21 protein-coding genes are annotated in these 23,984 nt (G+C 63.9%); 9 read left to right on the top strand and 12 right to left on the bottom strand.

What is annotated here, in order from left to right:
• Positions 1-122 precede the first annotated feature (122 nt).
• The 3 genes from speE to ACKUUH_RS03440 all read right to left on the bottom strand — a co-directional run bounded on the left by speE (position 123) and on the right by ACKUUH_RS03440 (position 2,942).
• Positions 123-1,010, bottom strand: coding sequence for a polyamine aminopropyltransferase (speE, locus tag ACKUUH_RS03450; protein WP_407948460.1), 888 nt, complete (start codon positions 1,008-1,010; stop codon positions 123-125).
• Complete coding sequence (speD, locus tag ACKUUH_RS03445; RefSeq protein WP_407948459.1) at positions 1,010-1,528, bottom strand: adenosylmethionine decarboxylase; 519 nt, start codon at positions 1,526-1,528, stop codon at positions 1,010-1,012. The genes speE and speD overlap by 1 nt, the downstream gene beginning before the upstream one ends.
• A 451-nt stretch (positions 1,529-1,979) precedes the next feature.
• Entirely contained in the window at positions 1,980-2,942 is a 963-nt protein-coding gene (locus tag ACKUUH_RS03440; protein ID WP_407948458.1) for an alpha/beta hydrolase, read from the bottom strand.
• A 147-nt stretch (positions 2,943-3,089) separates the two neighbouring features.
• On the opposite strand from ACKUUH_RS03440, the gene ACKUUH_RS03435 reads away from it, so the two are divergent.
• Entirely contained in the window at positions 3,090-3,608 is a 519-nt protein-coding gene (locus ACKUUH_RS03435) for a hypothetical protein (RefSeq protein WP_407948457.1), read from the top strand.
• Between the two features lie 4 nt (positions 3,609-3,612).
• Here ACKUUH_RS03435 and ACKUUH_RS03430 read toward each other — a convergent pair whose 3' ends face one another.
• Both ACKUUH_RS03430 and ACKUUH_RS03425 read right to left on the bottom strand, forming a co-directional pair.
• Positions 3,613-4,551: an NAD(P)H-dependent flavin oxidoreductase gene (locus tag ACKUUH_RS03430; protein WP_407948456.1), complete on the bottom strand. Its 939-nt coding sequence runs from the start codon at positions 4,549-4,551 to the stop codon at positions 3,613-3,615.
• A gap of 168 nt (positions 4,552-4,719) precedes the next feature.
• On the bottom strand, positions 4,720-5,265 hold the full coding sequence (locus ACKUUH_RS03425) for a hypothetical protein (protein ID WP_407948455.1): 546 nt from the start codon (positions 5,263-5,265) through the stop codon (positions 4,720-4,722).
• A 213-nt stretch (positions 5,266-5,478) separates the two neighbouring features.
• Between ACKUUH_RS03425 and ACKUUH_RS03420 the strand changes: the two genes are divergently transcribed.
• Entirely contained in the window at positions 5,479-6,351 is an 873-nt protein-coding gene (locus ACKUUH_RS03420; protein WP_407948454.1) for an alpha/beta hydrolase, read from the top strand.
• A 15-nt stretch (positions 6,352-6,366) separates the two neighbouring features.
• Here ACKUUH_RS03420 and ACKUUH_RS03415 read toward each other — a convergent pair whose 3' ends face one another.
• The 3 genes from ACKUUH_RS03415 to ACKUUH_RS03405 all read right to left on the bottom strand — a co-directional run bounded on the left by ACKUUH_RS03415 (position 6,367) and on the right by ACKUUH_RS03405 (position 9,177).
• Positions 6,367-8,106, bottom strand: coding sequence for an N-acyl-D-amino-acid deacylase family protein (locus ACKUUH_RS03415; RefSeq protein ID WP_407948453.1), 1,740 nt, complete (start codon positions 8,104-8,106; stop codon positions 6,367-6,369).
• A gap of 113 nt (positions 8,107-8,219) precedes the next feature.
• Complete coding sequence (locus ACKUUH_RS03410) at positions 8,220-8,639, bottom strand: hypothetical protein (RefSeq protein WP_407948452.1); 420 nt, start codon at positions 8,637-8,639, stop codon at positions 8,220-8,222.
• A gap of 172 nt (positions 8,640-8,811) precedes the next feature.
• Complete coding sequence (locus tag ACKUUH_RS03405) at positions 8,812-9,177, bottom strand: hypothetical protein (protein ID WP_407948451.1); 366 nt, start codon at positions 9,175-9,177, stop codon at positions 8,812-8,814.
• A gap of 349 nt (positions 9,178-9,526) precedes the next feature.
• Between ACKUUH_RS03405 and ACKUUH_RS03400 the strand changes: the two genes are divergently transcribed.
• Together ACKUUH_RS03400 and ACKUUH_RS03395 are read left to right on the top strand one after the other, a co-directional pair.
• A complete protein-coding gene (locus tag ACKUUH_RS03400) occupies positions 9,527-10,792 on the top strand; it encodes an LLM class flavin-dependent oxidoreductase (RefSeq protein ID WP_407948450.1) in 1,266 nt (421 codons plus the stop codon).
• On the top strand, positions 10,792-11,568 hold the full coding sequence (locus ACKUUH_RS03395) for an alpha/beta fold hydrolase (RefSeq protein WP_407948449.1): 777 nt from the start codon (positions 10,792-10,794) through the stop codon (positions 11,566-11,568). The genes ACKUUH_RS03400 and ACKUUH_RS03395 overlap by 1 nt, the downstream gene beginning before the upstream one ends.
• Before the next feature lie 93 nt (positions 11,569-11,661).
• Here the strand turns inward: ACKUUH_RS03395 and ACKUUH_RS03390 are convergent, their stop codons facing one another.
• Together ACKUUH_RS03390 and ACKUUH_RS03385 are read right to left on the bottom strand one after the other, a co-directional pair.
• The gene (locus tag ACKUUH_RS03390; protein WP_407948448.1) at positions 11,662-12,855 is read right to left on the bottom strand and encodes a Bcr/CflA family multidrug efflux MFS transporter; all 1,194 of its coding nucleotides are present in this window, start codon (positions 12,853-12,855) and stop codon (positions 11,662-11,664) included.
• A gap of 163 nt (positions 12,856-13,018) precedes the next feature.
• The gene (locus ACKUUH_RS03385; RefSeq protein WP_407948447.1) at positions 13,019-14,593 is read right to left on the bottom strand and encodes an AMP-binding protein; all 1,575 of its coding nucleotides are present in this window, start codon (positions 14,591-14,593) and stop codon (positions 13,019-13,021) included.
• 164 nt (positions 14,594-14,757) lie between these two features.
• On the opposite strand from ACKUUH_RS03385, the gene ACKUUH_RS03380 reads away from it, so the two are divergent.
• From ACKUUH_RS03380 to ACKUUH_RS03370, 3 genes are all read left to right on the top strand, one after another.
• Positions 14,758-15,819 (top strand): lipid A deacylase LpxR family protein, encoded by a 1,062-nt coding sequence (locus ACKUUH_RS03380; protein WP_407948446.1) that lies wholly within the window; start codon positions 14,758-14,760, stop codon positions 15,817-15,819.
• Between the two features lie 94 nt (positions 15,820-15,913).
• Complete coding sequence (locus ACKUUH_RS03375) at positions 15,914-17,056, top strand: DUF819 domain-containing protein (protein ID WP_407948445.1); 1,143 nt, start codon at positions 15,914-15,916, stop codon at positions 17,054-17,056.
• A gap of 202 nt (positions 17,057-17,258) precedes the next feature.
• Positions 17,259-18,050 carry an enoyl-CoA hydratase gene (locus ACKUUH_RS03370; RefSeq protein ID WP_407948444.1) on the top strand — a complete coding sequence of 264 codons (792 nt, stop codon included), beginning with the start codon at positions 17,259-17,261 and terminating at the stop codon, positions 18,048-18,050.
• Positions 18,051-18,068: 18 nt separating this feature from the next.
• On the opposite strand, the gene ACKUUH_RS03365 is transcribed toward ACKUUH_RS03370, so the two are convergent.
• Positions 18,069-18,662 carry a mobile mystery protein B gene (locus ACKUUH_RS03365; protein WP_407948443.1) on the bottom strand — a complete coding sequence of 198 codons (594 nt, stop codon included), beginning with the start codon at positions 18,660-18,662 and terminating at the stop codon, positions 18,069-18,071.
• Positions 18,659-19,123: a mobile mystery protein A gene (locus tag ACKUUH_RS03360; RefSeq protein ID WP_407948442.1), complete on the bottom strand. Its 465-nt coding sequence runs from the start codon at positions 19,121-19,123 to the stop codon at positions 18,659-18,661. The genes ACKUUH_RS03365 and ACKUUH_RS03360 overlap by 4 nt, the downstream gene beginning before the upstream one ends.
• Positions 19,124-19,320: 197 nt before the next feature.
• Between ACKUUH_RS03360 and ACKUUH_RS03355 the strand changes: the two genes are divergently transcribed.
• Positions 19,321-21,072 carry an N-acyl-D-amino-acid deacylase family protein gene (locus ACKUUH_RS03355; RefSeq protein WP_407948441.1) on the top strand — a complete coding sequence of 584 codons (1,752 nt, stop codon included), beginning with the start codon at positions 19,321-19,323 and terminating at the stop codon, positions 21,070-21,072.
• Between the two features lie 181 nt (positions 21,073-21,253).
• Positions 21,254-23,983, top strand: coding sequence for a glycosyltransferase (locus tag ACKUUH_RS03350; protein WP_407948439.1), 2,730 nt, complete (start codon positions 21,254-21,256; stop codon positions 23,981-23,983).
• Position 23,984: the final 1 nt, after the last annotated feature.

Here is a 23,984-nt window from a genome sequence, read left to right as displayed (position 1 = left end):
AGCTCTTGCAGTCAGCTAAAGGCCAAGAGTGATTCGTGTCAATCAAATGACACATTGCATCGCAGCACCCACGCATGACGCTACAACCCGCGTACAACCTCTGGCTGCATTGCGCCCGATGCTCACGGCTTGAGACAATCCTGAACGTAGCGCGGTAACGCGAAGGCCGCCTTGTGCACTTCCGGCGTGTAGTAGCGCGTGACGAGATTTGCCGCTTCGTAGCGACGCGTCAGCTCTTCGAGGGACAAGACTTTCAGCGTCTCGTCATCCGTGCCCCAGCCCATCGCCATCGGACCGCCGACATAGGTCGGGATGGTGGCGAGATAGCAGGAGGCGACCTTGAAGAGACGGCGGAACTTTTCCATCGTGGCAGCAAGTTCATCGCCCTGCATGAAGGGCACGCCGTTCTGCGTGACGATGACGCCGCCCGGCGTCAGCCTTGCCTTTGCCGCGCGGTAGAACTCTTCGCGGAAGAGGACTTCGCCGGGGCCGATGGGGTCGGTGGAATCGACGATGACGACGTCGTAGCTCTCGCCCGTCTCCTCGACGAATTTTGCGCCGTCGGCGAAGACGAGATCGAGGCGCGGATCGTCGAAGGCGCCGGCGGATATCCGCGGCAATTGCTGCTTGCAGAAATCCGTCACCGCCGGATCGATCTCGACCATGGTGACATGCTCGACGCTTTCGTGACGCACGACCTCGCGCAGGATGCCGCCGTCGCCGCCGCCGATGATGAGCACGCGCTTCGCCGCCCCGTGCGCGAGGATCGGCACATGGGTCATCATCTCGTGATAGATGAACTCGTCGCGCTCCGTCACCTGGGTGATGCCGTCGAGCGCCATCATCCGGCCGAAGAGACCGTTCTCGAAGATCACGAGATGCTGCTGGCCGGTCTCTTCCTCATAAAGCACCCGGTCGGCGCGGAAGGCGCAGGTGAAACCCTCTTTCTCATAGAGGGTTTCGACCACCCAGCGCCCTTTATCCGTTTCCGGGATCGCTCCATCCGTCATCAGACCATGCCCTCGCCGCGCTGATGCTCGCCAACGCGGATTTCGGACGGCTTGAACGCCTCGCGCAGAACCTCGATGGCGTTATGCGGCTCGGCCTCTCCGCACATGAAGACGTCGAGCGCCGCATAATCGGCTTCGGGCCAGCTGTGGATCGAGATATGGCTCTCCGACAGCACCGCCACGCCCGACACACCGCCATTGGGCGTGAAGTGATGAAGATGGATGTGCAGAAGCGTCGCCTTCGACACCTCGACACAACGGCGGAGCGCCGCCTCGATATGAGCGAGATCGTCCAGACGGCTCGCGCCGATCAGGTCGATGATCAGATGCGTTCCCGCGAAACGCTTGCCGTCGCGTTCGATGAAGAAGTCTTTTCTTTCATCGGATGTGGTGCAACGGTCCGCAGCCGTGCCGGCCGCAGAGTGGTGAACGGGAAACTCGAGAACTTCCGCCTGGGCTTTCGCTGAATTCTGATTCAGATCGCTTCCCGATTGAAAGAGGGCATTTGTCTCAGGCATTTTTGCCACTCCCCAACTTGGAGATAAAACTAACATCCCCGCTTGGTGCCCGTGATGGACAACGTGCAGAGCACTGGAAAGCCGTTGCGAGACTGGCTCGCGATCAACTTTTGATTTTCGAGAGGGTGTCGAATGCGGAGCGATCTCGCTCGGCTTGCCCGACCATCGCATAGCGGCCGGTGCGGTTCGACTTCATCCGGGGCGTTAGCCCCTAAAACTGTAGTCCGGCATATGCATTCTCCTTAGAAACCTAGCTGCCGCGCCAAAGAGCGCCGCCCAACTTTCAAAAAGAGACGCGTACGTCGTTACCGATACCAGATGACCTGAGGCACGTGCGATTGCGTTCTTATGCGCTGTTTAGTGCGCCGCAATATTCATGTCAATGGAAACCTAGGGATTCCGCCGAATGTCACAATATGACACCGCGCAATCGGGGCGGAATGAATCTCGGTCAGCCCTTCGCCAATGCAGCAATGGCGACAACTTCCGTTGCGGCGGGTTCCACGATCATGCCCATGTGGTTGATGCCGGGCACTATCGTCACGGCGAGGTCCGGGCGCACGGGTTCAAGCAACGGCGCAAATTCGCCAGCCTTGAATATTTCGTCCTGCTCTCCGGCCAGCAAGACGACCGACGAGGGCGCATGAGCGAGGTCTGCAAGATAGTCGTCGTGAGGGCCAAAGTTGCGCAGCATCCGGTAGGAATAAAACGGCGTCAGCACATCTTTCATTTCCGGCGCGACCGCAAAGGCGATGACGGGGAGGCTTTCAAACCAGTGAACCCCAAGGCGATCAAGCATGGAAAGCCCTATGATTCTGCCGACGGCCACGTTCGTCCATCCGCCACCGCCAGGCCGCACCGTCGGCGCGTCATATCGCAGAAAAGGCGCCACCAGGACAAAACGGTCGAAAAGTTTTCCATAGCCACCGCCAGCGATGCGCAAGACAAATCCGCCGCCCGATGAAAAACCAAGAAGAATACGCCGCTCGCCGGGCTTGCGAGAGCCGAGCGCATTCACGAAGTCGGCGAGATCGTCGTCCAGCTGTCCGACATAATCTATGTCGCCGCAGCGGCCCGTGCCATCGTGACCTCTCATGGCGAGCGCATATACGGTGGCCCCCTCCTCATTCAGCCACTTTGCAAGCGCATGCATGCTGGCCGACGTGCCCGACGAGCCGTGAACGAGAATAGCGACGGTCTCCGGTTCACCGGGATAGGCGCGATAGGAAAGTGCCGCGCCGTCGCGTGCCGAGAAATGGCTGACCGGTGGAAGGTCGCCGAAATTCACCGCCTCCATAGAGTGCGCGACGGAAACCATCACGGATGGCGGTTTCGGCGTACTAAATGCGACCAGACCGGCAAGGCTGCCTACAAAAAGCAGTGTGATGGCGAGGAGGATCGAAAGCATCCGCATGCTTTTCCTTCTTATTCCGGCCAGATCGACGCGCGAGCAGACTAGCCTTCACCCCACCCTCCTCATAGGGCATCGCATTGCCCTTATTTTATTTGCGAATGATTATCATTTGCGTTACTGTCCCTCCATTCGCCAAGGAGGAACGCGATGAGGCCAGCCAAATACCACCCCTTCCCGAAATCTAGCCCACAATCCCGGTTCCATGCCGACCAGCCGCTCGCCGAACTCGGCTTTGCCGAGCAATTCGCCGTGTGGTGCCTGCGCGTCCAGTGGCGGATGCCGGAGGAGGGAAAGGAGCCCTCGGTGCTGCTGCAGCGGGCTTTCGATGCGCTGGACCTGCCGGGGGGTGCGGCGCTGGTGGCGGAGCTTGCGAGCGCATTGACGCGGACGGTGCCGCGGCCGCTCTCCATCCCCTGCCCGCGCTGGCGCGTGCTGACGAGCGACGAGGTGCGCGTGCTCAATTTCATTGCCGCGCTTCAGCGCCAGGGCGCGAACCCGCGCGCGGCGCTCGATCCGTCCTTCATGGCGGCGCCCTGCGGCGCCTCGCCGATCTGGGCGCCGGCGCAAAAGCTGGCGCTGGCGCTTTCCGCCGCCGGGCTCATGCTCGGAAGCGCGCATGCGCCGGCATCGCCCTTTCCCGAGGTGATGCCGCGCATTCTGCATTAAGAGTTCAGCCGAAGCTGCGGGCCGAACCGAGCGCGCCCATGCGCGAGACGATGGCGAAGAATTCGGCGATCGTGCCGTCGATGATTTCCTTCGCCGTCTTCACCTCGGTGATGAGACCCGACGTCTCGCCCGCAAGGCCGACGGCGGCTTCCATGTCGCCGCCGAAATAGAGGTCGAGGATGCGCGCAAAAGTGTCGGGCGGCATCAGGCCTTCCTCATGGATCGCCGCCGTGCGCGCCGTCTTCAGGGCGCGGATGCAGGGCGTCGCCTTCTTGTTCAGGACGTAGGTGCCCGTTTCCTTCGCGTCGATGATCGCCTGCTTGTAGTTCGCGTGGACCGGGCTTTCGGCGCAGCTCACGAAGCGCGTGCCCATCTGCACGGCTTCGGCGCCGAGCGCGAAGGCCGCCGCCATGCCCTTGCCGTCGCAAATGCCGCCGGCGGCGATCAGGGGAATATCCGTCTTCGCACGGATCGCCTGGAGGAGGACGAGCGTGCCGACCTCTTCCGGGTTCTTGAAGCCGCCGCCTTCGGCGCCTTCCACGACGAGGCCGTCGATGCCCGCCTCGACGCATTTCATCGCCGCATCGACGGTGGGGACGGCGTGATAGACGGTGATGCCCGCATCATGCAAGGGGGCGATGAACTTCGCCGGGCTGCCCGCCGAGGTGGTGACGAATTTCACGCCCGCATCGCAGACGAAGCGGAGCATGGCGTCGTCCTTCAGGAAGCGGATCGGCAGATTGACGCCGAAGGGCGCATCCGTCAGCTCGCGCATCTTCTGGATTTCGGCCTTGCAGTTTTCGGTTTCCCCGGACGAGGTCTCGATGATGCCGAGGCCGCCCGCCTTGCAGACGGCGGAGGCGAGTTGCGAACGGGCAATCCAGCCCATCGGCGCCTGGACGATCGGATATTTCGCGCCCGTGTGGGCGAGTACGCGGTTCATGTAGCCCCTCCTGCCAAAACCCGTTTCTTGTTGGCCGGAAGTAGGCCCCAGGCGCGCGCGGTTCGCAAGCGCGAGGCAAGGAAAAGGCGCGGGAAACATCGCCCCCGCGCCTCACATTGAGTTGATCGAAAATCAGAGAGTTGGTCGAAAGTCAGCCGGCGAAGGACCTCAGCGGAAATGGCCGTAGGCGCGCAGCACCGCTTCGGAGAGCTCCTTGTAGGCCCCCTCGACGCCGGTCCTGATTTCGTCGAACGCACCCTCGCCCTGCTTGGCGAGTTCGCCGACGCGGGCGCGGAGCTTCGACCGGTCGGCCTTGAGCTGCTTCAGGACTTTCGAGTAACGCTTCTCGGTGTCCTTCAGCGCCTTTTTCGCTTCCTTCTCGGCCTTGTCGACTTCCTTCGAGAGCTTGGCGACCTGCTTTTCGAGCTGCTGCTTCAGCTTCGCCCTTTCCGGCGACAGCTTCTTTTTCGCGGACTTCTTTTTGGCGGCGGGCTTCTTCGCCGCAGGCTTCTTCGCTGCGGGCTTCTTTGCGGCTGCCTTCTTCGCAGCGGTCTTCCTTGCGGCGGGCTTCGCGGGAGCCGCGGCGGCGGCTCCGCCTGCCGGGGGCGTCACATCGGCTGCGGGGACCGTGCCCGCGCGGCGAGATGCCGTCTTGCTCTTGGAGGCGGGTTTGCGGCTCGCTGCCGTCCCACGCTTCCTGCGCGTATCGCTCATGATCGATTGCCTCGATTTGATTTCAGGCCTCGGGCGCACAGCGGCGCCGACGAATCAGAGTGACGCGAATATCGAGACGATTCAAGGGGTGCGCGCCCTTCTCAACGCGCGCCGTTGGCAATTTCGTAAGACCTTGGCGCTTTAACTTGGGACATGAATCGAAAGGCGCGAAAACGCCTTCCGGGGGGACATCCGTATACGTAGCGAGATCCGATGACCGCGCTCGAAACGACCAGGACGGCGAAGCATGGCGAAGCGCCTGCCGTCATGCTCATTCATGGCATGTGGAGCCGCCCGCATGTCTGGGACGGGTTTCGCGCCTATTTCGAGGATCGCGGCTACGAGGTGATCGTTCCGGCGCTACGGCATCATGAGGCTGCAGCCGACGGTTTTCCTCATCCCGACCTCGCAACGACGAGCGTTGCCGACTACGCGTCAGACATCGCCCGCGAGATCGGGAAGCTCGGCCGCAAGCCGCTCGTCATTGGTCATTCGATGGGCGGACTGATCGCACAGCTTCTGGCGGCGCGCGGCTTTGCCCGCGCGGTGGTCGGCCTGGCGCCCGCGCAAATCGCCGGGGCGTTCAATTATGACATCCGGTCATCATGGCTCTTCCGGCGCGAATTCAGCTCATGGGGTTTCTGGCGCAGGGCGCAGCTTCCATCATTCGAGGCGATGCGCTTCGGCGCGCTGAACGGCATGGCGGAGGCGGAAGCCGAAAAGCTCTACGGAACACTGGTGCCGGAATCGGGGCGCTCGCTGCTCGAGATCGGCTTCTGGTTTCTCGACCGGCAGCGTACGACCTGGATCAACCCGGCCGATGTGTGCTGCCCGATGCTTTTCCTGACCGGCACGCAGGACCGGCTGACGCCGCTCTGGCTCACCCAGCGGGTCACCGAGTTCTACGACGGCAAAGCGCGCCTCGAAGCGGTTGCCGAACGCGGCCACTGGCTGCCGTCGGAACCCGGCTGGGAACGCCTCGCCGAACGGGCGGCGCGGTTCTTCGAGACCGAAGCGGCCGAGATGGCGCGCAGCCTGTCGCCGGCATCGCGCGCGCTCGCGGGCGAACTCGCCACCGTCCGCTAGAACTCCCCGCCTCTCCTATTCAGCCGCAACGCGCGCCACGGGTGCGGGGCGGTGGCCGCGAACGAGCTTGCCCGGCAATGCGCCTGTCGGCCGGCCGTCACGATAGATCACCTCGCCGCTGACGATGGTGGCGACATAGCCTTCCGCCTCCTGCATCAGGCGCCGCGCGCCGGACGGCAGGTCGTAGACCATGTGCGGCGGCAGGAGACGCAGCCGGTTGAAGTCGATCACGTTCACGTCGCCCTTCATGCCGGGCGCGATGAGCCCGCGGTCGAGCAGGCCGACGGCTTCGGCCGTGTCGCGCGTCTGGCTCTTCACCACGAAAGGCAGATCGAGGCGCTCGCCCCGCGTGCGGTCGCGGCACCAATGGGTCAGCATGTAGGTCGGCACGCTGACATCGCAGATGACGCCGACATGCGCGCCGCCGTCGGAGAGGCCGAACAGCGTGTTCGGATTGCGGATCATGGTGAGCGCGTTTTCGAGGTTGAACTCGTAATAATTGTGCAGCGGGAAGAAGAGGAAGTTGCGTCCGCCATTCGCCGTCAGAATGTCGTAGACGATTTCGTCCGGACGCACGCCGCCCTGCTTCGCGCGCGCGCCGATGCTTTCTTCGGGCGCGGGTTCGTAGTTCGGCGGATTGCCGAGCTCGAACATCTTGTGCCAGGCACCTGCCAGCGAATTGAGGAAGGGGTGGCCGGGCTCGAGGTCTTCCGAGAGTAGCTGCGCGCGGAAGGCGGGATCGCGCATGATGGCGACGCGCTCCTCGAGCGGCTTGTCGGCGATGGCGCGGTAGGACGGGCGCGTGAGGAAGGGGTGGACCGAGCCCTGTAGCCCCAGCATGAGGCCGACGGGGCGGCCTTGCACCTGCGCCTTGATGGGCAGGCCCCGGCCCGCCGCACCGTCGAGACGGGAAAGAAGATCGCGCCACTGGTCGGGCATCACGTCGGCCTGGACGAGCGAGAAGCTGAGTGGCCTGCCCGAAATCTCGACAAGCTTTTCCACCAGCGAGAATTCATGGTCGATGTCGCGGAAGTCCGACACCCATTGCAGCACGCCCGCGCCCGCTTCCTTCAAGCCTTCGGCAATCGCCATCAGTTCCTTGTCGGCGGCGCCGATTGTGGGCGTCAGGTCGCCGTCGCTGGTGCGGTGCGCGACGGTGCGCGAGGTCGAGAAGCCGATGGCGCCCGCCTCGACGGCCTCGCGAACGATGGCGCGCATTTCGGCGACTTCAGCGTCGGTCGCCTCCTCGCGCTTCGCGCCGCGCTCGCCCATGACATAGACGCGCACGGCACCATGCGGCACCTGCATGGCGACATCGACATCGTGCGGGCGCTTTTCGATGGCGTCCATGTAGTCGCCGAAGCTTTCCCATTCCCAGGAGAGCCCCTCATGCAGCGCGGCGCCGGGAATATCCTCCACGCCTTCCATGAGGCGGATCAGCCGGTCGTGATCGGTCTTGCGGACGGGCGCGAAGCCGACGCCGCAATTTCCCATGACGACGGTGGTGGAACCGTGGATCGAGGACGGCGTCATGTGGCTGTCCCATGTCACCTGGCCGTCATAATGAGTGTGGATGTCGACCCAGCCCGGCGTGACGAGGAGGCCCGCCGCGTCGATTTCCTCGCGGCCTTTCTGTGGCACATCGCCGACAGCGACGATGACGCCCTTGTCGATGGCGACGTCCGCGCGCACCGGCGCACCGCCAGAACCGTCCACGACCGTACCGCCGCGGATAACGAGATCCACCTCCGCCATCATTCCCTCCTCAAGCTTGTGAATTCTTGTTGAGGGCAGTTTAGCGCGGACGGGAGCCAAGCCAAACCGGGCAGCGCAACATGAAATGCTGCGCTGCGGCCGGCGGGCGCCGTTCAGTGCTTCGCGATGGCTTCGAGCAGGCTCTGCGTCTTGATCGCTTCGGCCTTCGCAGTGGCGAGATCGTCGGTGGCGAGACCGGCATTGGCGCTTTCGAGCGCGGCGTCGAGGCTCTGTTTCGTCACCTCGTCTTCCGTGTCGGGGATCGCGCCATTGCCGATCGTCTTGCAGGGATTGAGCTGGTCGGGCGCGAAACCCTCGCCATCCGGGCCGACAAGACAATTCACCGTGTGATGGAGATGAGTGTGCACGCCGCCGATATCGCCCGAACCGGCGGCGAAGCCCGCATGCTGCGCGGCGGCGGCGATTTCCTTTGCGGGCTGCGGTTCGGCGGCGAGAACGGGGGCGGCGAGAAGCGAAAGGCCGAATGCGGCGGCTGCCGCCGTCAGCATGGAAGACCGGATCGTGCGATGCATCTTTTCCTCCTGCGTTCGTGGCAAGAGGCCAGCAAAACATCGGAGGCGCGGCAATACAAGGCCGGGAGCGCGCGGCTTGCGATGTGGAGGCGGCGCGCCATGAACCCGGCCCTGGAAACAAAAGAGGCGGCACCGGAGTGCCGCCTCTGCTGCAGGGGAAGGCCGCGAAGCCTTACCTGTTCTTTCCGCGGGGGCCGGAGCCCATGCCGTAGCCCATGCCGCCGCGAGCGGGCGGAACTGCCGGCAGGCCGACGCCCTGCTGACGGGCCCGCCGCTGCATCTGGATGTGATGCTGGGTGCGAATGCGCTCCCGTTCCTCCCAGGTATTCGCATTGCGCATCCTGAGATGGAACCGGTCGCGCTCTTCGGGTGTCATGAGCTGCCACCCGTAGACGGTGTTGGGACCGAAGGAGGTCCGGTCCTGCATCTGCATGCGACCCTGCATGCCGGCACCTTGAGCCTGGGCGGGGATTGCCGCCAGTCCGAGGCCCGCCGCCAATCCCAGCATCGCCAGAACGGTCTTGAGTGCAGTTTTCATCGGTCGATCTCCTGTCTTCCGTGATGCCCCCGGCAGAGCGGGATGCTCCGCCGAAACGTCGCGCGCCGCGCGTGCAAGAGCCTCTGCGCAGCCGGCGCGAATGATTTTTCTGTTTCACTTTTTTGACGTGTATTTTTATGCCGATGGATCGGCCTCCGCCTTGATCCAGGTCAACGGCGCCATGCCGCGGCGGAGACTCAAAAGGACGGCGGTCGACGCGGAGGCACGCGCAGCCAGGTTTGCGCTACGGCAGCAAACTGAATAGACTCCGCTCCTAGGGTGGACACCCTAAATCGGGACGAGAAAGACGCGCAAAAAGCGCGCAACAAAATCCCGCCGGGAGAGGAAAATGAAATTCACATGGTTCAATCTGATGCCGTGGCCTTATCTGCCGGACGATTTCCGGGAGAAGCACCGGTCTGTCTGGGTCGATATCGATTCGCGCCTGTTCGACCCTGCAAAGGCGCATGAGGTCTACAATTCCTACATGGACATGCTCGAATATGCGGGCACGCTCGGCTTCGACGGCATCGGCGTCAACGAGCATCACCAGAACGGCTATGGCATCATGCCGTCGCCGAACATCATTGCGGCGGGGCTGGCGCGGCGGACATCGGATGTCGGCCTCGTGGTGCTCGGCAATTCCATCGCGCTCTACAATCCGCCGGTGCGCGTGGCGGAAGAGTTCGCGATGCTCGACTGCATTTCGGGCGGGCGGCTTGTCGCAGGTTTCCCGGTCGGCACGTCGATGGACACGAATTACTGCTACGGACAGATCCCGGCGCTGACGCGCGAGAAGTATCAGGAAGCGCATGACCTGATCCGCCGCGCCTGGTCGGACCCCGATCCCTTCGCCTTCAACGGGCGCTACAACAAGCTGCGCCACGTCAATATCTGGCCGCGGCCGATCCAGGATCCGCCGCCGATCCATATTCCCGGCGGCGGCTCCGTCGAGACCTACGACTTCTGCATCGACAATACCTACAGCTATTCCTACCTCTCCTTCTCCGGGTACATCCGGGCGAAGGCGCTGATGCAGGGCTATTGGGACCGTGTCGCCCAGCGCAATGCGCCGGACGAGAGCCCCTATCGCGCCGGCTTCGCGCAGACGATCTGCGTGGCCGATACGGACGAGGAAGCCGAACGTCTTTACTCGGAACATGTCAGTTATTTCTACAATCGCTGCCTGCATGTTTATGGCGGCTTCGCGGACGCGCCGGGATACCGCACGATCAAGACGATCCAGACCGGCGCGCTGTCGCAATATGCGCCGCCGATCGGCGGGTATTCCGCACTCACCTGGAAGGACCTGACGGAACAGGGCCATGTGATCGCGGGAAGCCCCGAGACCGTGCGCCAGCGCATGGAGGACCTGATCAAGAGCCTCAATGTGGGCAACATCTTCTGCCTGCTGCATGTGGGCAACATGCCGATGGACAAATGCATGCACTCGACCAAGCTCTTCGCCGAGAAGGTCATGCCGCATCTGCGCAACATGTTCCCCGACTACAAGGACGACAACCGCTTCTGGTGCAAGCCGCTGGCAAAGCAGGTGACGCCCGGAAGCCTACCCGCCGAGAAGGAAGTCGCCGCGATGGTGGGAGGGAAGGACTGATGGAAACGAAAACGCTTCAAACCCATCACGTTCCCGTCCGCTATTTCGAGGGCGGAAAGGGCGAGCCTCTCGTCTATCTCCATGGGGCGGGCGGCGTCACGGCGCAAGACCCGTTCCTTGCGAAGCTCGCGGAGACCCATCACGTCTACGCGCCGCTGCTGCCGGGCTATGGCGACTCGGAGGAATGCAGCGAGCTGCGCGACATGCTCGACGTCACGCTCCACACATGGGACGTGGTGGAGGCATTGGGCCTGAAAGACCCGATCCTTGTGGGGCATTCGATGGGCGGCATGATTGCGGCGGAGATGGCCGCCGTCGCGCCGAACGATGTGTCGCGGCTCGGGCTCATCTGTCCGGCGGGGCTGTGGCTCGACGAGCATCCCATTCCCGATATTTTCGCGATGCTGCCTTACGAACTTCCCGCCGTTCTCTTTCACGACGTGGCGGCGGGCACGGCGCTGATGACGGCGGGCGTGGCGCTCGACGATCCGGAATGGCTGAAGGGCTTCCTCGTGCAGAATGCGCGGCAGCTCGGCATGGCGGGGAAGATCTTGTTCCCCGTGCCGGATCGCGGGCTTTCGGAGCGGCTCTACCGCGTGAAGGCGAAGACGGTTCTCGTCTGGGGCGACGGCGACAAGCTGATCGTGCCGGCCTATGCGCATGCGTGGAAGAAGGCAATCGCACAGGCGGAACTCGTGTCGGTTCCGGAGGCGGGGCACATGATCACGCTCGAAAAGACGGAGCATGTCGCGAAGGCGCTTGCGAAGCTCGGCTAGACATCAAGAGATCGGCGTCCAAAAACAAAAACAGGCGCGGATAGGAGCGAAGGGCCATTCCCGAAAGGAGTGGCCCTTCTGCTTTTGAAGGTTTCAGGCGCCGCGCGCGGAGAGGCGGGCGAGCGTGCCCGCGATGCTCGCGCCGGCGATGACGAGGGCCATGGGGAACGCGGTGCCATCGTTGAAGGCGCCGACGAGCCCGCCCGCGACCGCCGCCAGCGCAAATTGCAGGATACCGGTGAGCGCCGATGCAGCGCCGATGCAACCGTCGGCCCGCGCCATGGCAGCGGCAATGGCGTTTGCGCCGATGAAGCCGACACTGGACACGACGAAGAAGAGGCAGATGGCGAGCGGGTAGAAGGCGCCGGGCAGGAGAAGCGTGAAAGCGAGGAGCGCGAGCGCGGCAGCGAGATGCACGGCCATGGCGAACTTCAGGATCGTGCGGCTCGACTGCCGGCGCAGCAGGAACGCATTCATCTGCGCGGCTGCAATGAGGCCGGTCGCGTTCACGCCGAACAAAAGCGCGTATGTATCGGGCGAGAGCCCATGCAGCTCGATGAAGACGAAAGGTGAGCCGGTGATATAGGCAAACATCGCGGATGAGACGAAGGCATTGGCAAGCGCGAAGCCCATGAAGGGGCGGTCCGCGCAGAGCGCGAGATAGGCACCCGCGACGGAGCCGAGGCTCAGGCTGCGATGGCGTTTCTCGCGCGGCAATGTTTCGCCGAGGCCGAAAAGCGCGGCGGGCAGGCAGACAAAGCCGAAAGCCGCCAGCACCCAGAAGATCATGTGCCATTCGTAATGCGCGATGATGAAGCCGCCGATCATGGGCGCGAGAATGGGCGCGAGGCCCATCACCAGCATCAGCAGCGAATAGACCTGCGCGGAGCTGCGTTCGTCGAAGAGGTCGCGCACCATGGCGCGCGAGACGACGATGCCCGCGCAGCCGCCCAGCGCCTGCAAGAGACGCGCGGCGGTGAGGCTTTCGATGTCGGGCGCGAGCGCCGCCCAGATGGAGGCGCCGACATACATCGAGATGCCGACGAGAAGCGGCGGCATGCGGCCCACGCGGTCCGTGATGGGCCCGACCACGCCCTGCCCCACGGCAAGACCGACGAAGAAGACGGCAAGCGTCGTCTGTACGGCACCCGGCGCGACGCCGAAGTGATCCGCGATGGCCGGGAAGGCCGGCAGATACATGTCGATGGAGAGGGGCGCAAAGGCGATCAGCGCGCCGAGGATGGCGATGAAGCGGATGCGGGCGGAGAGGGAATTCGATGCATTCACAATAGAGGCAACCTATATGCGTCATGTCCCGCGCCGCGGAATCCATCCGAGGTGCAGGACATAACCGGAAAGCCACCCCCGCCCCAAACGGCTTGCAGCCCTTTGACCCTCCCCGAGGGGAGGGTGGGAAGAGCAATGACAGTCAGCCGCGAGAAGTCGCGTTTCAAATCTTCTTGTCGCCTTGCCAGTAGGCATCGCGGATGGTGCGGCGGAGGACCTTTCCGCTCGGCATGCGCGGAAGCTCGGTCACGAAATCGACGGAACGCGGACGCTGATAGCCCGGCAGTTTGCCGGCGGCGAAGGCGAGAAGTTCCTTCGCCATATCCTCGTCCGGCCGGTAACCCTCGTTCAGCTCGACGACGAGCTTCACCTCCTCGCCCCATTCCTCGTTGGGCACGCCGACGGCGGCGGCATCGGCCACGGCTGGATGTTTCAGCACTTCCTGGTCGATCTCGGCGGGATAGATGTTCACGCCGCCGGAAATGATGACCTCGGCGCTGCGGCCGGTGAGGAAGAGGAAGCCGTCCTCGTCGATATAGCCCATGTCGCCCATGGTGTAGAAATCGCCGCGATAGGCGCCCTCGGTTTTCTCCGGGGCCTTGAAATATTCGAAGCGGCCCTGCTCCGGCGCCTGGAAATAGACGGTGCCGACGGTGTTTGCCGGCAACGGCTTTCCATCCTCGTCGTGGATTTCGACGACGACGCCCGGCAGCGGTTTGCCGACGCTTCCCTTCTTTTTCGGAAACTCATGGCTGTCGATGAAGATGCCGCCGCCTTCCGTCGCCGCGTAATATTCGAAGACGACGGGGCCGAACCAGTCGATCGATCCTTCCTTCACGTGGACGGGGCAAGGCGCGGCGCCATGCAAAATCCAGCGCAGGGATGACGTGTCGTATTTGGCCTTCGTTTCCTCGGGGAGCTGGAGCATCCGGTGCAGCATGGTGGGCACGACATGCGTGTGCGTGATGCCAAGCTCCGCGACGAGGCGGAGCGTTTCCTCCGCATCCCACTTGTCCATGAGCACGCAGCCGACGCCTGCGTTGAGCGGGAAGGAAAGGTTCAGCGCCAGCGGCGCGGCGTGATAGAGGGGTCCGGTGACGAGCGCGAGATCGCCCTCGCGGAAGGCCGCCGTCTCGGTGAGCTTCACGAGGAGGGGCGAGACGGGCGCCGCCTGCTTGCGGAAGACGCCCTTGGGATGACCGGTGGTGCCGGAGGTGTACATCATCTGCGTGCCGAGGACGGGGTCGGCGAGATTGCTTCCCTCCTCCGCCGCGAGCGCCTCGTCATAGGACGAGAAGCCGTCGATCGGCCCACCGACGGCGAGTTTCGCCATCAGCGCGGGCGCCATTGCCGCCGCCTCGACCGCGCTTGCCGCGAAGCGCGCATCGGCGATAAAGGCCTTCGCCTCGCAGTTTTCGACGATGTAGCCGACTTCCGATCCCTTGAGGTGCCAGTTGACCGGCGTCATGCGGAAGCCGCCGCGCTGGCAGGCGGCAATCGTTTCCACGAATTCGGGCCTGTTGGAGCACATGAGCGCGACGGCGTCGCCCGCCTTGAGGCCGACGCGGCGCAGCGCCCGCACCAGCCGGTTCGCCTGTGCATTCAACTCGCCATAGCTGCGGTTGCCCGCTTCCGAGACGACAGCCGGACGATCCGGCGCCTGGGCCGCATGCCAGGCAAGTACCATTCCGGCAGCCGCCGCCTCTTCGCGCGTCCACTCCGCATCCACCACTGACATTCCTCCGCCCTCCGTTGATTTTTGTACGCGCCTTGCTGGCGCCTTTTTTGGTACGCAATTTCCGTTCATGGTTTTTAACGTGATATTGGACAGGCGAGGACTCCCCCGCGTCAAGCCATTCGCGTAGTTTCGGTCCGTATTTTCTCCAAAGGATTCCCCGGCGAATGAGATTTCAACTTGCGGCCGCCTTCCTGCTCGGCCTCACGACATGCGGCTGGACGCAACAAGCGCAGGCGCAGCAGTTCGCCGGCGGCGACAGGGAGTTTCTCACCTTGCAGGTGGAAAACGACCTCTTCGCCAATTTCGCGAATACCGACCGGCATTATACCAACGGTTTGCAGGCGGCGTGGCTTTCGCGGCCGCAGACGGGGCTACCCTCCTGGCTTGCCGATCTTTCCTCGCCGCCGGTCTATTCGCTGCTCTTTCCGACCGGCAACTTCGACAAGAAGAGCCAGCGCATCGGCATTGCGCTCGGGCACGCGATCTTCACGCCCGACGATACAAAGACCACGCTTCCCCAGCCGGACGACCGGCCCTATGCCGCCTGGCTGCACACGACCTTCTCGTTGCAGAGCGTGCGCGCGAGCAGCATCACGGGCGAGGCCTGGCAGGACCAGTGGAAGCTCGATCTCGGTGTCGTCGGCCCCGCCGCGCAGGGCGAGTTCGTGCAGAACAACTGGCACGACCTCATCGGCGCCGACGAAGCAAACGGATGGGACAACCAGATCCAGGACGAGGTGGGGATCAATCTGAGCTTCGAGCGGGCGTGGCGGAGTTCCACGTTCGAGACGCCGAAGCTCGCCGGCCTGCAAACGGACTTCATTCCCTACACGATCATCTCGCTCGGCAATGTGCAGACCTATGCGGGGCTCGGCGGCACGTTCCGCCTGGGCTTCTCGCTGCCGGACGATTTCGGCCCGACGCGCATCTATCCCGGCGTCGGCGGATCGGAATGGTTCGAGCCGTCGGCGGCGGGCTGCAACTGCTATCTCTTCGCGGGCGTCGAGGGCCGCGGTGTCGCGCGCGACATTTTCCTCGACGGCAACACGTTCCGCGAGAGCGCGAGCATCGAGAAGAAGCACTTCGTCTATGACGCGAAGCTCGGCGCCGTGTTCGTGTTGTGGGATACGCGCGTCGCCTTCACGCATGTCTTCCGGAGCCGCGAATTCGAGGGGCAGGCAAAGCCCGACCAGTTCGGCTCGGTCTCGGTGAACTTCGCGCTCTGATCCGCGCGCCGGGCGAGGCGGGAAAGCCGCTTGCGTTCTTCTCGCTCCGCCGCATGATGGGCGCCATCGCTCTTCAACGCGGAACAAGAAAAACATGACCCTGCCGCTCATTTCCGCCGACAACACATTCGGCCTCCTGTTCGCGTTTCTCGGGCTCGCGGCCTTCGGCTTCTGGTCGGAGCGGACGCGGCTCGGGCAATGGATATCCGGCGTGATCCTGACGATCCTCGCGGGCACGCTGGCGGCGAACCTGCGCATCGTGCCTTTCGCGTCCGATTTCCACGACATGGTGTGGGGCTATGCGGTGCCGCTCGCCATTCCGCTGCTGCTGTTCAAGGCGGACCTGAAAAAGATCCTGCCGGAAAGCGGCATGATGCTTCTCGCTTTCGTCATTGCCGTCATCGGCACGATTGCGGGCGTGCTCGTTGGCTTCGCGCTGATCGACATGGGCCCGCAGGGGCATCTCGTTGCCGGGGCGCTGGGCGCGAGCTGGATCGGCGGGTCGATGAATTTCGCCGCCGTTTCCCAGGCGACGGGGCTGAGCGACAACGGCGCGCTGACCGCGGCGACGGCGGCGGCCGACAATGTGATGGCGACCTTCTTCATCGCGCTGCTGCTCGTGCTGCCGGGATGGAAACTCCTCACGCGGCTCATTCCATCCGCGATCATCGAAGCGGAAGAGGAACATCACGCGCATGAGGACGAAGAGGAAAAGCCCACGCTCGACATGGGCGCGCTGGCGCTGCTGCTGTTCCTTTCCGCCGCCTGCTGCTTCGTCGGCTTCGAGGTGGCGGCGCTTCTCGGCATTCCGAAATACGGCGTGCTCTTCGTCACCATCGCGGCGCTTCTCGTCGCCAATCTTTTCCCGCGCCAGATGGCGCGGCTGCATGGCGGCTTCGATCTCGGCATGTTCTTCATGTATGTGTTTTTCGGCGTGATCGGCGCGGCGGCGGACGTTGTGCTGATGGTCGAGACGGCGCTTCCGATCTTCGGCTTCGTCTTCGTCATGGCCGCCGTGCATCTCGCCGTCGTGCTCGCAGGCGCGAAGCTCTTCCGGATCGACCTTGCCGAGGCGCTCGTCATTTCCAATGCGGTCGCGGTCGGCCCGGCGACGGCAGCCGCCATGGCGGCGGGACGGCGCTGGCGCGCGCTGGTGACGCCCGGCGTCATGCTCGGCGTGCTCGGCTATGCGGTGGCGAATTTCGCGGGGGTGGCGCTGGCGCAGTGGCTGGGGTGAACCTTTTCTCCTTCCGCGTCATGGCCCGGCCCTTCTTTGACTTTATTGGCGGGCCATCCACGCCTTTGGCTACAAAAGAAAGACGTGGATGACCCGCATAAAGCGGGTCATGACGATTTAAGATAAGGGCGATGAGTTTGCCCCCTCTTCCCAATCCCGATAGAACGGCGGCAAAGCCATTCACGCCAAACGGAGAGACCCCATGTCCGAACCCGTCATCCTCGTCAAAAAATCAGGCGCCATCGCGACCGTGACGCTCAACCGGCCGGGCGCGATGAATGCGCTGTCGCGCGACCTGCGGCTCGCAATTGCCGAAACCTTCGAGGCGCTGGAGGCGGACCCGGACGTTCGCGTCGCGATCCTGACCGGCGCGGGCAAGGCCTTCTGCGCGGGGCTCGACCTGAAGGAACTCGGTAGCGATGCTGGTGCGGTCGGCGGGGGCGGCGTCAATGCGACCGTCGGCGACAAGGACCCAGTGACCTCCATCGGCCAGTTTTCCGGCCCCGTCATCGGCGCGATCAACGGCGTTGCGATCACGGGTGGTTTCGAGCTGGCGCTCGCCTGCGACGTTCTCATCTGTTCGGAGAATGCGCGCTTCGCCGATACGCATGCGCGCGTCGGCATCCTGCCGGGCTGGGGGCTGAGCCAGAAACTCTCGCGCGCCATCGGCATCTACCGCGCGAAGGAACTCTCGCTCACGGGCAATTTCCTCAGCGCGCAGCAGGCGGAAGACTGGGGCATGATCAATCGCGTGGTGACGGCGGAAGAATTGCTGCCGGTGGCGCGCAAGCTCGCAGACGACATGCTGTCGGTCGTGCCGGAATGCCTGCCCGCCTACAAGAAGCTGATCGATGACGGCTTTGCGGAAAGCTTCGGCGAGGGATTGAAGACGGAGCGGAAAGTCTCGAACGCCGCCAACAAGGCCGTAACGCCAGACGCCATCGCCGAACGCCGCGCGGGGATTCAGAGCCGGGGGAAGCAGCAGACGTCTTAGTCCAAGACGGCCGTTCCGCTAGGCAGCCACGAAGCGCAACAGCGGCCCGTACTCGCCGCCATCCGCCGCCCTCAAGGCCGAGATGTAGGCATCGCGGCGGCTGTTCGCGTGTTCGAGGCCGTGTCCCTCCGCCCAGTCGATGCGAGGGTGGCCCAGACATTCCTCCAGATAGATATCGGTGGCGATGCGCGCGTGGCGCCCATTTCCATTGGCGAAGAGATGGATGGCGACCAGCCGGTGATGGAAACGGGCGGCGGCTTCGGGGGGCTGGTACGTTCCATTCGCCGCCCAGTAACGCGCATCGTCGAGGAGCTTGCGCAATTCGATCGCGATGACAAGCGGATCGACACCGATGTTCTTTTCCGTGCGACGAAACTGCCCTGCCCAACTCCACACTTCGCCGAACAAGCGGCGGTGCAGTTCGCGCATGAAGCTTTCGCTCAGCACATCGCCCTTGCGGCGGCGGCCGAGCCAGAGCAAGCCGTTCTGAATATTGGCCTGTTCCAGCTCGTTGAGTTCGCCGCGCGTCGTGACGTGAGGAAAGCGCAAGCCTTCGCGCTCGTCCGGATCAAGCGGCGTGGCGCCGTCTGGCTCATCGAAGGCGTTTGTCATTCGCCGGTCCAGAAATCGGGCGGCATGTCTTCCATCAATTCGCGCGCGAGGCGCTCCACTTCCGCCCGGTTCTTCTTTTCCGGCAAGGCCTGACGCTCCAGCACCATGTGCGCGCTCGCGCGCGCGACCAGCGCTTCGGCCTTGCGGCGCGCTTGCGCGGCGACGAGGCTTTCGACCCGGCCTTCCGGCGGCACGATGGCGTAGACGAAGCGGCAGCCCATCGCTTCGGCGAATTGTTCCATCGCCTTCAGCGTGATGCCGCCTTCGCGCTCGGCGCGTTCGGCCTGCGAGACGCGGGCGCGGGTGACGCCGAGACGGCGGCCGAGTTCCGCGCCCGACATGCCGAGCGCCTTGCGAATGGTCGCGATCCAGCCTTCGCCCGGCATGACCAACTGCGAGAGCGGCGCGGCGCGGCCGGCAATGGCGCGATATTGTGTGGCGGCGAGGCGTTTCATGGACATGATGTAAATTTATATATTGACTTATTTTCAAGTTTGGGTAGCTATAACTATACATTTAGCCCAAGTTTGTCAACTTATGTATTTACCTTTTGGCGGCTTGTCACGACGCCTCTGGCCTCGCAATCCTGTGTCGAGAGCCCGCCCTTTCCGCTATTCTCCCTCCAAACGCCATTCAGAGCATTCCGGGAGGGAGACCCATGAGCAGCCATGACATCGTGATCCGCGGCGGGACCGTTTTCGACGGGACGGGCGCGGCGCCCGTCGAGGCGGATGTGGCCATCGACAATGGCGTCATCTCCGAGGTCGGCAAGGTTTCGGGATCGGGCCGCGAGGAGATCGACGCGCGCGGGCAGATCGTGACGCCGGGCTTTGTCGACGTGCACACGCATTATGACGGGCAGGTGACCTGGGATCCCTATCTCCAGCCCTCGACCTTTCACGGCGTGACCACCGCCATCATGGGCAATTGCGGCGTCGGCTTCGCGCCCTGCAAGCCGGAGCAACGCGAATGGCTGCTCGGGCTGATGGAAGGCGTGGAAGATATTCCGGGTACGGCGCTTGCCGAAGGCATCAAGTGGAACTGGGAGAGCTTCGCGCAATATATGGACGCGGTCGAAGCCTCGCCGCTCGCGCTCGACGTGGGCTTGCAGGTGCCGCATGCCGCCGTGCGCGCCTATGTGATGGGGACACGCGCGCCTGCGCTCGAGCCCGCCACCGAGGCGGAGACGGCGGAGATGGGCCGCCTCGTTGTCGAAGCGCTGGAAGCGGGCGCACTCGGCTTTTCCACCTCGCGCACGGTGAAACATAAAGACGTGAAGGGCGGCTCGACGCCGACGCTGAGAGCCGAAGCGCAAGAGCTGCACGGCATCGCGCGCGCCATGGGCAAGGCCGGCAAGGGCGTGCTGCAGCTCATCGCCGACTTCAAGGATACCGACGCCGAATTCGCGATGCTGCGCGGCATGGTGGAGCTTTCGGGCCGGCCCATGTCCATCACCATCGAACAGGATGACCGCTGGCCGACCGTGTGGAAGCGCGTGCTCGACAATATCGCGGCGGCCAATGCGGACGGGCTGCCGATCCGCGGCCAGGTGCCGCCGCGCGCGACGGGGCTGCTGCTGGGGCTCACCGCCTCGCTCAATCCCTTCATCATGCACCAGACCTTCCGGCAGATCTGGGGCGCGCCGCTCGACCGGCAATTGAAGGCGCTGCGCGATCCCGAGTTCCGGACGAAGCTGCTCGCCGAAGAGCCCCAATATCCGGCGGGCGAGATCATCGAGATGATCTGCACCGCCTATCACAAGATGTTTTCGCTGGGCGAGACGCCGAATTACGAACCGTCGCCGGAGGAAAGCGCCAAGGCCGTTGCCGACGCCACGGGCAAGAACCCCCGCGAGGTCGTGCTCGACTGGATGCTGGAGCGCGACGGACGGGCGCTCCTCTATTTCCCGCTGATGAATTATCACTGCGGCAGCCTCGCCGATGTCGAGACCATGCTCACCCATCCGAACACGGCCTTCGGCCTTTCGGATGGCGGCGCGCATTGCGGCATCATCTGCGATGCGAGCTTCCCGACGACGCTGCTCACTCATTGGGGCCGCGACCGGACAAGGGGGCGCAAGCTGCCGCTCGAATGGCTGGTGCATGGGCTGACGGGCCGCAACGCCGCGCTGGTCGGGCTCGGCGACCGGGGCATTCTCGCGCCCGGCATGAAGGCGGATGTGAACGTGATCGATTTCGACAGGCTCACGCTCTATTCGCCCCATATCGTCAACGACCTGCCGGCGGGCGGAAAGCGCCTCATCCAGAAGACGGACGGCTATACGGCAAGCATCGTTTCTGGCACGGTTTCGTTCCGGAACGGGGAGCCGACAGGCGCGTTGAAAGGCAAGCTGGTGCGCGGGGCGCAAAGGCGGCCGGAGGGTGCGCGGATTCCCGCTGCGGCGGACTGATTAAAGTCAACTCACACCGGGATTTCCGGACCATCCGGGTAATCGGGAAAGTTGCCCTAATTTGGTCACGGTGGCGGCCAATAAGGGCGCTTCGCCGGGGTGTCCGGCGCGTGGACGACGGGGCTGGGCCGTCCAGACTATGAGCCGTTTTTCCCAGCTTGCTGCGCATGACGGACGATAGATGGACAAGCCCGACCCCACTCCCGAGACCCCGCAGGCCAACCCGCGCTCCTGGCGGCACTCCGTCTTCGTGCGGCAGGCGCTTTTCCTCTTCATCGTGCTGCCCATCGTCATCGCGGCCAATCTCGCGGTCTGGGCGGCGCTGAACAGGCCGCATCACGCGGAAGCCTGGACGGGCGAAATCGTCGGGCTCTCCTACAGCCCCTATCGGCAGGGCCAGGACCCGACGCAGAACAAGCATCCGAGCCTTTCGGAGATCGAAGCCGACATGAAGCTTCTCTCCGGCACGGTGCAGGCGATCCGCAGCTACAGCGTCGTGCGGGGCCAGGAGCACATTCCCGAACTTGCGGCACAATACGACCTTTCCGTCGCCGTCGGCGCGTGGATCGGCCCCGATCTCGAGCGCAACGAACGCGAGCTGCAACAGCTCGTCGCGCTGGCGCCGCGCCGCAACGTGGTGCGCGTGCTCGTCGGCAACGAGGTGCTGCTGCGCAACGACATCCCGATCGAGGATCTGATCGGCTACATCAAGCGCGCGAAGCAGAAGATCTGGAAGCCGGTCTCGACCGCCGAGCCGCCGCATATCTGGCTCAAGAATCCGGAACTCGTGAAAGCGGTCGACTATATCGGCGTGCAGATCCTGCCCTACTGGGAAGGCATTCCGATCGACATCGCGGTCGATTCCGTGTTCGAGCGGCTCGACGAATTGCGCGCGGCCTATCCGAACAAACCCATCGTCGTGACCGAAGTGGGTTGGCCGAGCCGCGGCAAGATCATTCCGCGCCGTCCCTACCCCGGTCTTTCGCCCGCCGAACTGAACACGGAAGCCGTTCCCTCGCTCGTCAACCAGGCGACCTTCATGCGCGAGTTCCTGAACCGCGCGAAGACGGAAGACCTCACCTATTACGTGATGGAAGCCTTCGACCAGCCGTGGAAGGCATCCGAGGAAGGCGCGGCAGGCGCCTTCTGGGGCATCTACAATGCCGACCGACAGCCGAAATTCCCGATGGCCGGCAGCATTTCGGAAGCACCGGAATGGCGCTTCTGGGCATCGCTCGCGGCGGGCCTCGCGCTCGTGCCGGCGATGCTCTTCATGCTGCGGCAGCGCCATGTGCGGCCTGCCGGCGTCGTCATCTTCGCGGTGTTGACGCAGCTTGCGGGCTCCGCCATCGCCTGGGCGGGGCTCTCCGTCACCGGGCTCTACTTCACCTGGGTCGGCGCCACGGTCTGGAGCTTCCTGTTCTTTGCGCAGGGGCTGCTCCTCATCGTGCTTCTTGCCGAGGCGATCGAGTTCGTCGAGGTGATCTGGACGCATCGCGGCTCGCGGCACTTCGAACCCTTCGACGAACATGCCGTCAATCCGACGACAAAAGTCTCGATCCATGTGCCGATCCATAACGAGCCGCCGGAGATGGTGGGCGAAACGCTCGCCGCGCTCGCGAAACTCGACTACGAGAATTACGAAGTGCTCGTGCTCGACAACAACACGACGGACCCGGAAGTCTGGCAGCCGGTGCGCGACTATTGCGCGAAGCTCGGGCCGAAGTTCCGCTTCTTCCATCTCGAAAACTGGCCAGGCTTCAAGGCGGGCGCGCTCAATTTCGGTCTCGAGAAGACGGCGGAAGATGCCGAAATCATCGCCGTCATCGACAGCGACTACCAGGTCGAACCGAACTGGCTGAAGACACTCGTTCCCTATTTCGACAAGCCGGATGTCGGCTTCGTGCAGGCCCCGCAGGACTATCGCGACCGGCACGAGAGCATGTTCAAGAACATGACCTATTGGGAATATGCCGGCTTCTTCCATATCGGCATGGTCCAGCGCAACAACTTCAACGCGATCATCCAGCACGGCACCATGACGCAGGTGCGCAAGAGTGCGCTGAAGCGCGTCGGCGGCTGGGCGGAGTGGTGCATCTGCGAGGACGCGGAACTCGGCATCAAGCTCTACCGGGCAGGCTATGACAGCGTCTATGTGAACCATTCCTTCGGGCGCGGGCTCACGCCGGACACGCTTGCGGGCTATATCAGCCAGCGCTTCCGCTGGGCCTATGGCGCGGTGCAGATCGTGAAGCATCACTGGGATGCGCTTGCGCCCTGGGCGCGCCGGAAGCGCGGACTGTCGGGCGCACAGCGCTACTATTTCCTCGCCGGGTGGCTGCCCTGGTTCGCGGACGGGCTGGCGCTTCTCTTCACCACGGCAAGCGTCGTGCTGTCGGCCTGGGCACTCTACCAGCCAAGCATGATCTCGCTGCCGGTCGCTGCTTTCCTCATTCCGACCATCGGCAGCTTTGCCTTCAAGTTCGTGCGCTCGCTCTGGCTCTATGCCGTGCGCGTGAAGGATTGCAGCTTCCTCGAAAGCCTCGGTGCGGGCGTTGCCGCGCTCGGCCTCACGCATACGGTTGCCAAGGCCATGCTCAACGGCATGATCACGACGAGCAAGCCGTTCATCCGCACACCGAAATGCGAGGACAAGCCGCCGCTCGCGGCCGCCTTCATCCAGGTGCGCGAGGAAAGCCTGATGCTGGCGCTGCTCTGGGGCGTTGCGGTTGCCTTCCTCACGAGCCCGCATTTCGCGGACAGCCATTCGCGGCTCTGGGTCGGCGTGCTGCTCGTGCAGTCCGTGCCCTACGCCTCGGCCGTGCTGCTGTCGTTCATCAACGTGATGCCCTCGCTCTTCCGCCGCGGCGGAAAGAGCGAGGCATCAGGCGTGCTGTCGCCCGCCGAGTAGC

The organism is Parvibaculum sp., from assembly GCF_045863935.1.
In the GTDB taxonomy this organism is placed as follows: Bacteria; Pseudomonadota; Alphaproteobacteria; order Parvibaculales; family Parvibaculaceae; genus Parvibaculum.
Note: the sequence above shows the minus strand (reverse complement) of the source record. Positions and strands in the feature narration are given on the sequence as shown.